This is a genomic window from Desemzia incerta, assembly GCF_900115825.1.
Classification (GTDB): Bacteria; Bacillota; Bacilli; order Lactobacillales; family Carnobacteriaceae; genus Desemzia; species Desemzia incerta.
Map to the genome: position 1 here is coordinate 1 of NZ_FOXW01000014.1, position 10292 is coordinate 10292.

At 39.7% G+C, this 10292-nt stretch carries 11 protein-coding genes, 8 tRNA genes and 2 rRNA genes; 18 read left to right on the forward strand and 3 right to left on the reverse strand.

The features are described 5' to 3' along the window. The 14 genes from BM137_RS11060 to BM137_RS11125 all read left to right on the forward strand — a co-directional run. Positions 1 to 132 (forward strand): 23S ribosomal RNA (locus BM137_RS11060); the annotation flags it as partial. 80 nt (positions 133 to 212) lie between these two features. Beyond that, positions 213 to 328, forward strand: a 5S ribosomal RNA gene (rrf, locus tag BM137_RS11065). An 11-nt stretch (positions 329 to 339) separates the two neighbouring features. Then, positions 340 to 415 (forward strand) — tRNA-Val (locus BM137_RS11070). 1 nt (position 416) lies between these two features. After that, a tRNA-Lys gene (locus BM137_RS11075) sits at positions 417 to 489 on the forward strand. A 55-nt stretch (positions 490 to 544) separates the two neighbouring features. Next, a tRNA-Leu gene (locus tag BM137_RS11080) sits at positions 545 to 626 on the forward strand. 30 nt (positions 627 to 656) lie between these two features. Further along, positions 657 to 732 (forward strand) — tRNA-Thr (locus BM137_RS11085). Positions 733 to 735: 3 nt separating this feature from the next. Beyond that, a tRNA-Gly gene (locus BM137_RS11090) sits at positions 736 to 807 on the forward strand. 52 nt (positions 808 to 859) lie between these two features. Next, positions 860 to 948: transfer RNA gene (locus BM137_RS11095), tRNA-Leu, on the forward strand. An 8-nt stretch (positions 949 to 956) separates the two neighbouring features. Further along, positions 957 to 1030: transfer RNA gene (locus BM137_RS11100), tRNA-Arg, on the forward strand. A gap of 37 nt (positions 1031 to 1067) precedes the next feature. Next, positions 1068 to 1141: transfer RNA gene (locus tag BM137_RS11105), tRNA-Pro, on the forward strand. A 160-nt stretch (positions 1142 to 1301) separates the two neighbouring features. Continuing rightward, positions 1302 to 1847 carry a bifunctional DNA primase/polymerase gene (locus tag BM137_RS11110; RefSeq protein WP_092481227.1) on the forward strand — a complete coding sequence of 182 codons (546 nt, stop codon included), beginning with the start codon at positions 1302 to 1304 and terminating at the stop codon, positions 1845 to 1847. Between the two features lie 255 nt (positions 1848 to 2102). Beyond that, positions 2103 to 2564, forward strand: a complete 462-nt coding sequence (locus tag BM137_RS11115; RefSeq protein ID WP_092481228.1) for a CtsR family transcriptional regulator — start codon at positions 2103 to 2105, stop codon at positions 2562 to 2564. A 21-nt stretch (positions 2565 to 2585) separates the two neighbouring features. Further along, complete coding sequence (locus tag BM137_RS11120) at positions 2586 to 5087, forward strand: ATP-dependent Clp protease ATP-binding subunit (RefSeq protein ID WP_092481229.1); 2502 nt, start codon at positions 2586 to 2588, stop codon at positions 5085 to 5087. Between the two features lie 112 nt (positions 5088 to 5199). Then, the gene (locus BM137_RS11125) at positions 5200 to 5508 is read left to right on the forward strand and encodes a hypothetical protein (RefSeq protein ID WP_092481230.1); all 309 of its coding nucleotides are present in this window, start codon (positions 5200 to 5202) and stop codon (positions 5506 to 5508) included. Between the two features lie 125 nt (positions 5509 to 5633). Here BM137_RS11125 and BM137_RS11130 read toward each other — a convergent pair whose 3' ends face one another. Next, entirely contained in the window at positions 5634 to 6497 is an 864-nt protein-coding gene (locus BM137_RS11130) for a helix-turn-helix domain-containing protein (protein ID WP_092481231.1), read from the reverse strand. 138 nt (positions 6498 to 6635) lie between these two features. Here BM137_RS11130 and tadA point away from each other — a divergent pair, with 138 nt between their 5' ends. From tadA to BM137_RS11145, 3 genes are read left to right on the forward strand one after another with little or no spacing between them, the layout of a single operon-like run. Next, positions 6636 to 7151, forward strand: coding sequence for a tRNA adenosine(34) deaminase TadA (gene tadA / locus BM137_RS11135; RefSeq protein WP_092481232.1), 516 nt, complete (start codon positions 6636 to 6638; stop codon positions 7149 to 7151). Between the two features lies 1 nt (position 7152). Then, positions 7153 to 7641 carry a ribonuclease domain-containing protein gene (locus tag BM137_RS11140; RefSeq protein WP_092481233.1) on the forward strand — a complete coding sequence of 163 codons (489 nt, stop codon included), beginning with the start codon at positions 7153 to 7155 and terminating at the stop codon, positions 7639 to 7641. A gap of 9 nt (positions 7642 to 7650) precedes the next feature. Beyond that, the gene (locus BM137_RS11145; RefSeq protein WP_092481234.1) at positions 7651 to 7935 is read left to right on the forward strand and encodes a barstar family protein; all 285 of its coding nucleotides are present in this window, start codon (positions 7651 to 7653) and stop codon (positions 7933 to 7935) included. A 28-nt stretch (positions 7936 to 7963) separates the two neighbouring features. Here the strand turns inward: BM137_RS11145 and BM137_RS11150 are convergent, their stop codons facing one another. After that, on the reverse strand, positions 7964 to 8467 hold the full coding sequence (locus tag BM137_RS11150; protein WP_092481235.1) for an ECF transporter S component: 504 nt from the start codon (positions 8465 to 8467) through the stop codon (positions 7964 to 7966). Positions 8468 to 8611: 144 nt separating this feature from the next. Here BM137_RS11150 and BM137_RS11155 point away from each other — a divergent pair, with 144 nt between their 5' ends. Beyond that, on the forward strand, positions 8612 to 9469 hold the full coding sequence (locus BM137_RS11155; protein WP_092481236.1) for a pyridoxamine kinase: 858 nt from the start codon (positions 8612 to 8614) through the stop codon (positions 9467 to 9469). Positions 9470 to 9557: 88 nt separating this feature from the next. Here the strand turns inward: BM137_RS11155 and BM137_RS11160 are convergent, their stop codons facing one another. Beyond that, positions 9558 to 10217 (reverse strand): metal-dependent transcriptional regulator, encoded by a 660-nt coding sequence (locus BM137_RS11160; protein ID WP_092481237.1) that lies wholly within the window; start codon positions 10215 to 10217, stop codon positions 9558 to 9560. Positions 10218 to 10292 lie beyond the last annotated feature (75 nt).

The window sequence follows — 10292 nt, forward strand, 5'->3', positions numbered from 1 at the left end:
CCCCCTCAAGATGAGATTTCCCATCACGTAAGTGAGTAAGACCCCTGAGAGATGATCAGGTAGATAGGTTGGAAGTGGAAGTCTAGTGATAGGCGGAGCGGACCAATACTAATCGGTCGAGGACTTAACCAAGATTTTAGGTGGATTCAACGGATCCGAACGAATGCGATAGTAGACAAATCCAGTTTTGAGAGCGCAAGGTTCTCAATATGTGTGGTGATGATGGCAAGAAGGTCACACCTGTTCCCATGCCGAACACAGAAGTTAAGCTTCTTAGCGCCGAAGGTAGTGAGGGGTTTCCCCTTGTGAGACTAGGACGTTGCCACGCATAGTTTTTTTGGAGGTTTAGCTCAGTTGGGAGAGCATCTGCCTTACAAGCAGAGGGTCAGCGGTTCGAGCCCGTTAACCTCCACCATGAGTCATTAGCTCAGTTGGTAGAGCATCTGACTTTTAATCAGAGGGTCGCAGGTTCGAATCCTGCATGACTCATACTAGTTGTATTCATATGACTAGTATGTTTATCTATTGCCAAATTAAATATTATGCGGGTGTGGCGGAATTGGCAGACGCACTAGATTTAGGATCTAGCGCCGCGAGGCGTGGGGGTTCAAGTCCCTTCACCCGCATCATTACTTTTTTGAATGGCAATATTACTTGCCGGCTTAGCTCAGTTGGTAGAGCATCTGATTTGTAATCAGAGGGTCGAGGGTTCAAATCCTTTAGCCGGCACCATTTGCGGAAATAGCTCAGTGGTAGAGCACCACCTTGCCAAGGTGGGGGTCGCGGGTTCGAATCCCGTCTTCCGCTTTCTAGTTTATCTAGATACTGAACGTAAATCTTCTGAATCTTGTTCTTTATTGCCGGGGTGGCGGAACAGGTAGACGCACAGGACTTAAAATCCTGCGGGTAGTGATATCCGTGCCGGTTCGATTCCGGCCCTCGGCACCATTTATTTTGTACCCATAGCTCAATTGGATAGAGTACTTGACTACGAATCAAGCGGTTGCAGGTTCGACTCCTGCTGGGTACATTTCTTTTATAGAGACTTATAGAAGCGCACATACATACGGGAATTAGCTCAGCTTGGTAGAGCACTTGGTTTGGGACCAAGGGGTCGCAGGTTCGAATCCTGTATTCCCGATAATAGAAGCATTGTTTAAAGTGAGTGGATTCCTATCCAGCTCACTTTTTTTGTCGATTTTTGTTAGAAATGAAATTATATAGGTGTTTATTGTGTAAGAAGTTTCGTTCAGCTATTATGAGAGTTAAAAATAAGGATTCTTTAAGGGAGTGAGAGAAAAATGACGGTTCTTAAAGTAAATGAACAACTATGGCATTCTGGTATTGTTAGAACGATAGAAGTAGGCGGACTTAGTAAAGCAGATTTAATGGATAAGCTGCAGGAGAAGAATGTATTTTTCAATGATTTAGGTAAGCAATTATTATTGGATGAACGAATGAGTGTTTCTAAAGAAGTGTATTTGTTAAAAACTATTGAATTGACTGTTGGAGACCTTGGTTTCATAGAAGGAGCTGTCCTGCCGGATATTTATGCTCGAGCCATAGAGAATGGATTGTCTCTTTGTCCAGTAGAAACGGGACCATATTTGAGATTAGCCTATTTAGATCAACTAGAAGGTTATACGGGTAAACCCGTTTATGAAAAACAGGCTCCATATGGCTCAATTACGATCGCTTCGGAAAAAATCGATGAAGAGGAGGATTTTCCTCAAGGATTTTACATTAGAAAAGTAGAAGGCAACCTTTGGCTGAGAGGTTATGTTGCAGATGACCTTCATATATGGAATCCAAATGACAGATTTTTATTTTACTGCTTTAATCAGTGATGAAGCTCTCAAAATGGCTCAACAGCAACTTTTTATAAGTGGAGCTTTTCAAATCAGGTTTTTTCCAGTATAATATTAGTCAGGATTAGTCAAAGGTTATCGAGGGTAATAAGCGAAGATCAGCGACTAAATGAGATGGTCTTTTTTTGAAGACTAAAAGAAAAGGAGGGTTATTAAAAATCAGGTATTGGAATGTATTGAAAAACAGTGTATGATACTAAAACACCAAGGACCTATTTTTAATAACAACAACGCATGGAAAATAAAAATATGTCAGATATCATTGAATCTTATTTGAAAAAAGTGTTAGGACAATCAGATCAAGTGGAAATCAGAAGAAGCGAAATGGCTGATTTATTTAACTGTGTTCCTTCTCAAATAAATTATGTGATCAATACTCGATTTACGGTGCAAAAAGGTTATTTAGTGGAAAGCAAACGTGGCGGCGGTGGATACATCCGGATCATAAAAGTTAAATTGTTGGACGAATCTGAGATGTTAGATACAATAATAGAAATAGTCGGAAACAGTATTTCTCAAAATGATGCTTTTTCGATCGTGCAAAAGTTGTATGAAGATGATTTTTTAAATAAAAGAGAAGCCGTATTAATAATGGCTGCTATGGACAAAGTCGTATTAGGATTAGATAATAAAACGGCTAAAGAGGTAAGAGCACGTATCTTAAAATCTTGCCTGAACAATTTGAGGTATGAATAACGAAAAGTCGGAGGCGAGAACATGAATGAATTATTTACAGAAAAAGCAAAAACAGTACTAGGTATTGCTCAAGAAGAGGCTAAGGCTTTTCGTCACCATTCTGTTGGAACTGAGCACATTTTACTAGGGATTGTAAAAGAAACAGAAGGTATCGCTGGGAAAACTCTTCGTCAGTTCACCATCACAGAACAGGATGTTCGTGAAGAGATTGAACATTTTACCGGATATGGAACCATGAAATACATTTCAAAAGAAGCTGTCTTACCTTATTCACCTAGAGCAAAACAAGCGATTACGTTTGCTACAGATGAATCTAGACGCATGGGGTCTTCTTTGGTCGGAACGGAGCATTTGCTATTAGGGTTGTTGCGCGAAGAAGATATTTTATCAGCTAAAATATTGGGCAACTTAGATGTAAGTTTGAATAAAGCTCGCCAAGTGATCTTCAAAAAAATCGGACAAGATCAAATGAAGAATACGAAAAGCAAACGTCCAAGAACAGCTGCTAAGCCATCTTCTGTCGGAACACCGACATTGGATTCGTTAGCGCGAGATTTGACTGCTCAAGCCAAAGATGGAAAAATGGATCCTGTTGTTGGGCGCAGTAAAGAAGTTAAACGAATCGTTCAAATTTTAAGCCGCAGAACTAAAAACAACCCAGTTTTAGTTGGAGAACCTGGTGTGGGTAAAACTGCTATAGCTGAAGGATTAGCTCAAAAAATCATTTCAGGAGAAGTGCCGAGTACATTAGCAAACAAACGTCTGATGATGTTGGACATGGGTTCTTTAGTTGCCGGAACGAAGTATCGTGGGGAATTTGAAGAGCGAATGAAAAAAATCATTGAGGAAATTTATCAAGATGGCGAAGTAATCCTGTTTATTGATGAGCTGCATACACTGATTGGTGCAGGAGGGGCAGAAGGAGCAATTGATGCTTCTAACATCCTAAAACCGGCTTTAGCACGTGGAGAATTGCAAACTATCGGTGCTACGACTTTAGATGAGTACCAAAAACACATCGAAAAAGATGCTGCTTTAGAAAGACGATTTGCTCCAATCCATATTGATCCTCCAAATGGAGAAGAAACAGAAGAGATCTTATATGGTCTGCGTTCTCGCTATGAAGATCATCACGGTGTGAAAATCACAGATGAAGCAGTCAAAGCTGCGGTCAAATTGTCAACTCGTTACATTACTTCTAGACAATTGCCTGATAAGGCGATTGATTTGATTGATGAAGCTGCTTCTAAAGTACGAATCGACGTAACTGGTAAACCAACACCAATAGCCGTTGCTGTTGAAGAACTGGATGCATTGGTTGAAGCAAAAGAAGAAGCTATTCAAAATCAAGATTTTGAAGAAGCGGGCGAAATCAGAACACGCGAAATGAAGCAACGTAAAAAAGTCGATGCTTTAATGAAAAAACAACAACAAAAAGAAACACCAACTGAATTAGAAGTTACTGAACATGATATTGCTGAAGTAGTAGCCTTATGGACAAGTATCCCAGTTCAACAAATGGAACAAAAAGAATCTGATCGTTTATTGAAAATGGAAGATGTATTGCATAAACGAGTTATTGGCCAAGAAGATGCGGTCAAAGCTGTTTCTAGAGCGATACGCCGTGCAAGAAGCGGGTTGAAAGATCCGAACCGCCCAATTGGTTCATTTATGTTCTTAGGGCCTACAGGGGTTGGTAAAACCGAATTAGCGAAAGCGTTGAGTGAAGCTATGTTTGGAAATGAAGAAGCGTTGATTCGTGTCGACATGTCTGAATATATGGAAAAATTCAGTACGAGTCGTTTAGTGGGATCACCTCCAGGTTATGTAGGGTACGATGAAGGTGGACAATTGACTGAAAAAGTTCGTCAAAAACCGTATTCTGTTATCCTATTGGATGAGGTAGAAAAAGCTCATCCTGATGTGTTCAACATTTTACTTCAAGTTTTGGATGATGGACATTTGACAGATGGAAAAGGGCGTAAAGTAGATTTCAAAAATACGATTATGATCATGACTTCCAACTTGGGAGCAACTGCTTTACGTGATGAGAAATCAGTCGGTTTTTCATTGGAAGATAAAAAGCAAGACCACAAAACAATGGAAAAACGCATCATGGAAGAATTGAAAAATTCATTCCGTCCAGAATTCTTAAACCGTTTAGATGAAACGATCGTATTCCATTCATTAGAAAAAGAAGAATTGAATGAAATCGTGAAATTAATGTCTCGCACAATCGTTAAACGTTTAGAAGATATGGATATCTATGCTAAAATCACACCGGCAGCGATTGATGTGATCGCTAAAGAAGGCTTCGATCCTGAATATGGGGCTCGTCCTTTACGTAGAGCGATCCAAAAGAAAATCGAAGACTTGTTGAGTGAAGAATTGTTAAGCGGAAATATCAAAATTGGGGATAATGTAACCATTGGTGCTCAAAAAGGAGAAATCCGATTCACAGTTCGAGACTCCAAGAAATCTGCAAAGCAAGACAAGAATAAAGAAAAAGTCACTACTCCGTAAACAATTAGTTGAGCCTATCAGACAGGAGTCTGGTAGGCTTTTTTATTCGTGATAAAAAAGCATTTCTGATATGATGAACCTGAGAAAACAAATGAGAGGAACGTGATTTTCTATGAAGAATTCTACGCGTAATTTGTTAATGGGACTTGGAGCAGCAACGGCAATCGGAGCAGCGTATATGATATTATCGGACTCGGCGATGGAAAAAGTGGAAAATAAGATCAACCGCAAACGTGCCAAAAAATTTGTTCAAAAGAAATTAAATGGCAATCCTAAAGCGATGAAAGTAGTAGAAAGCTTGTCAGACGAAGAGTTGATCAATCTATTGAGTGTAGTTGATAAAGTGAGCAATATAAGAGGCAATATCAGCGAGTACACAGATCAATTGAAAGACGTTACTGTGCACAAAATGAAAAAATAAAATTGCTATTAACTTGAAAAATAAAGAGACGGAGCTGGGAATTATTTCTCAGCTCCGCCTCTTTTATGAATAATGGTTTCGTAAAGCGATTCGGGGATAAATGCCTTTTTTCCCGCTCTCGTTTTTTAATTCAACGTCAATAAATAACAAAGCAATAGGTCATCCATATTACGTAAGGATAAGCCGCTGGCTTGATGGAATCGATCTATACGATATTGTAAGGTATTCCGGTGGATATACAGAGACTTAGCAGCAACGGAAATATTTCCTTGGCTTTTCCACATCGCTAAAATCAATTCCTTGAATTCAGCATCAAAAACAGTCTCTGATTTTAACTTCTGCATCAAGGGACTCTTTTTTATGGCGTCAGCAGTATAATGATGCAAGGCAATCGTCGACAAGCCGAACACTTGAGCTTGTTTGTTTTTTTGAGTATCGAATATAGACTGCTCTTCTTTGAAAATTTGCGGCAAAGTAGCCTCTATTGGCCAAAATTGTCCAATGTAATAAACTGTTTTAATGGAAAAGTCATCGTCTAAAGTACGGATGATTCCAGCCATTTCTTCATTGTTTAATAAATGGTCGTGCTTTTCTTCAATAAGTATTCCTTTGGTTTCGGTAATGAAAAAAGCTTCTTCTATGTTCAAAAACAATTGCTTAAAGGCATCAAGCCAGACTGACTGCGTAAACGTGTCGTCCATTTTTACAATCTCAAATTGAATGATCCGGTAACTGCCTTCGTTTCTTGGCAAAGCGAATGACTCTTCCAGCAGAAACGACTGCCATTTGGAAGCAGCAGAACGAGTTGAAGAGGTCTTTTTTTGCGTCAAAGCATACTGGATCAAAGCTAATTCAGTGTCGCTTTTTTGTTTTCTTTCCAGTTGGATCCATTTGTCTTTATAAGGGAAAGCGACATATTTTTCTCCAGAGGTGTTGGAATGTGTCAGTACAGCTTCTGGATACAATAATTTCATTTCTTTGAAATTCACTTATGTTCCTCATTTCTGTAGCAAGATATCGGTTGATGAGAGCTTCCTCTTTATTTTATCATGGTTTGACTTTTTTTGTAGGGTTTGAAGAAGAATATGCTATCATAAGAGGAGCGAAAACAGACAGAGGAGAATGATATGGAATTATCCAGCGTTGAAAAAGAGTTTTTTATGCGAGAAGCTATCAAAGAAGCGAAAAAAGCAGAAGCAAAGTTAGAAGTTCCGATTGGTGCGGTAGTGGTCTTAAATGGAGAGATCATCGGCCGTGGACATAATGTGCGCGAGCTGACTCATGATGCTACTACACATGCAGAAATGATTGCGATTCGAGAAGCAAATCAGCATCTAGGCAATTGGCGTCTAGAAGACACTCAATTGTTTGTGACTCTTGAACCGTGCCCGATGTGCAGCGGAGCAATGATTTTGTCGCGTGTGAAAGAGTTGTATTATGGAGCTCCAGATCCTAAGGGAGGTACTGCGGGAACTTTAATGAACCTCTTAGGAGATGAACGGTTCAATCACCAAGTAGACATTGAAAAAGGGTTATTGGAAGAAGAGTGCGCAGCTCTATTGACGGATTTTTTCCGTATGCTTCGTGCACGCAAGAAAGCAGCGAAACAAGCCCAAAAAGAATTAGAAGAAAAAGAGGATTAATATGAAAAAGACAAGAAATACAAAGAATTGGTTATACAGTATCGTTGGAGTACTGGTCCTGTTATTTGGAGGACAACAGCTGGATGTATTTGATACGCTGTTTCCATCAGAAAACGCGCAGATAGAATCTACAGTTCAAGAGAGTGGTGTTACTGAAGGAGAGGCTTACTCCACGAAAGATGAGGTTGCTGCTTATTTGCATCAATTCGGTGAACTGCCGCCTAATTATTTGACGAAGCAAGAAGCAGAAGCTTTAGGCTGGGATAATGAAAAAGGCAACTTATGGGAAGTGACCGATCAGATGTCCATTGGGGGCAACAAGTTCGGAAATTATGAAGGGCTGCTGCCTGAAAAAGATGGACGCATCTATTATGAAGCGGATATTGATTATGAAGGAGAATATCGAGGCCCTAAACGAATCGTCTATTCGAATGATGGGTTGATTTTTTACACCGATGACCACTATGAATCATTTGAACAGCTTTATTAGGAGGTTTCTATGACAAAGAAAATCATTCTTGACGGCAGTCAGATGACGGATCGAGAAAAATTGCATGCTTACTTGAAAACAGAATTGGATTTGCCCGACTATTATGGCAATAACCTGGATGCTTTAAAAGATTGCTTAACAATGGATTTCTCTTGTAAGGTGATTGAAGTCTGGTATCCAGAAATGATAGAAGAGCAGTTGGGACGATATGGAAACAGCTTGTTACGAGTGTTGAAGGATTCAGCTGATGAAAACCAATATCTTGAAGTTGTCATTAAAAAAGCTAGAGAATAAACAGTGCAAACTGTTTTCTCTAGCTTTTTTAATGTGTTTGATTTTTAAAGACAGGTGCAACGAAACGATGCAGCAGTACAGCCATTAAAGCCCCAACGACTCCTTGAAGGAGATTCATTGGAAATGCTGCTAAACCTGCAGCCAGCCCGAAGAGAATCCAGTCTCCTAAAACATACCCCACTGCCATCCAGATACCAGCTGTTAAAGCAGGAATCAACGGTTTAGTAGAAGGCAATTTCATAAACAGCCATCCACATAACAAGCCTTCTATCCCTTTGACCAGAAAAGTGATGGGAGCATAGAAAGAATAGCCGGCAAATAAATCTGCCAATGCGCTTCCGATACCACCAATCCAAAAACCGCCTGCCGGACCCAAAAGCATCCCTGCGAGCAACAAAATCGAATCCCCAATGTTCACGTACCCTTGAGCAAACGGGATAGGAATGCGGATAATGAGCGTCATAACGACAGTCATTGCAATAAATAAAGCGAATAATACCAAATTTTGCGTAGTGAGTGTTTTCTTATTCATAGCTTCCCCCCTAATTTATTTTCTATTATACACGATTCATTCCAAAGATAAGCAATAGTTTTCAGAAAAATGATGGTAAGAGGAAAAAATAAAGATAAAACTGGTATAATAAACAAAGAATGTAATGGAATAGTGGTGAAATAGATGAAGCAACCAAAAGTATTAGTTATTCAAGACATCTCAGCCAGCTGCCAGATTTCTATGAATGTGGCTGTGCCGATTTTAAGCAGTTTGAACAACAGCACTCATATGCTGCCTACTGCTTTACTGTCTACGCACACTGGGGCTGGATTTGAAGATTACACTTATTTGGATTTGACGAGTGAGATGTCTAAAATTTTAGACCATTGGAAGCAATTGGGTCTTAGTTTTGATGGAGTACTAGTCGGCTATTTAGGCTCACACAAGCAAATCGAAATCGTGAAACGCATTATCAAAGAGTTTGCAACGCCTGAAGCGGTTATTGTGTTGGATCCTGTAATGGGCGATCATGGAGAATTATATGATGGATTTGACGAAGAATACGTCCAGCAAATGCGGGAGTTGTGCCAATTGTCGACTGTGATCATTCCTAACTTAACAGAGGCAGCTTACTTAACAAAAACTCCTTATCAAAAAGGGCCTTATGCTTCTGAAAATGTTGAACGATTGATGAAAAAAATGGTGCAGCTGAATAAAAAACAAGTAGTTCTGACAGGTGTGATGTTGAGCGAAAACGAAATTGGAGCAGCCAGCATGACACAAAAAGACCAACAAGTCAGTTATGCATTTTCACCCGTCTATCCTGGTCGGTTTGAAGGAACAGGAGACGTGTTCAGCAGCGTGATTGCCGGTTTCTTATTTCAACAGATCTCTTTAGACTTAGCAATGACAAGTGCCGTAGAATATGTAGAAAAAGTGATCAAACGAACACTTGAAAATAGACCTAGCTTAAGATTTGGCGTGCAATTTGAAACAGACTTGCTGTTTCTGATTGAAAGATTGCATGCTTTGAAAAAATAGACGATAAAACTGCTCATTGGGACAATTCCCCAGTGAGCAGTTTTTTTGTCTCTAACATAAGTTGGAAGAACTCGCTGAAAATGCGAGGTCATTCAGTATCTGCCTTTTCTACAAATACTTTAAATGCAGCTTTGTAACTCAGCATAAATGTTTTACCGTCTGCGTTTTGTAAAGCTAACGAGCCCTCGTACGCTTCTTTAGCTAGCAAAGTATACTTTTGTTCTAATTTGATCCCTTTAACAGTGATGTAGTCTAGAAAGTCAGGATCATCTTCGACTTCTTTTACGACAAATGAATCACCGGCAGACAAGTCATTCAATTGCGGGTAGTCATAGCTTTCTGTGGTACCATCTTTTGCAGGGATTCTCCCGCCGTGAGGATCAAATTCTGGTTCTCCTAAGAATTGGTTTAACCGTTCAATCAGCAAATCAGAAGATGCATGTTCTAATCGATCAGCGTCAGCATGGACTTCTTTCCAATCGTATCCCAGTTTTTCCAGTAAAAAAACTTCCCAGATGCGGTGTTTTCGAATCACTTGGTTTGCCAGACGCAATCCTTTTTCAGTAACTTGCACACCTCTGTAAGGAGTATGGGTAATCAACCCTTCTTTTAATAATTTTGTATTCATATCTGTTACTGACGCAGCAGATACATTCATCGCTGCTACCAATTGTTTGTTGTTTACTACTTTGGTGGCCCCTCCGAGACTAACGATGGTTTTTAGGTAATCTTCTTTGCTTGGCGTCATTTGAATACTCCTTTTTTCTTTCGCATACAGGCGTGAAGCATGGATCAACAGTTGTTGCCTGTAAAAGCTCGCTTA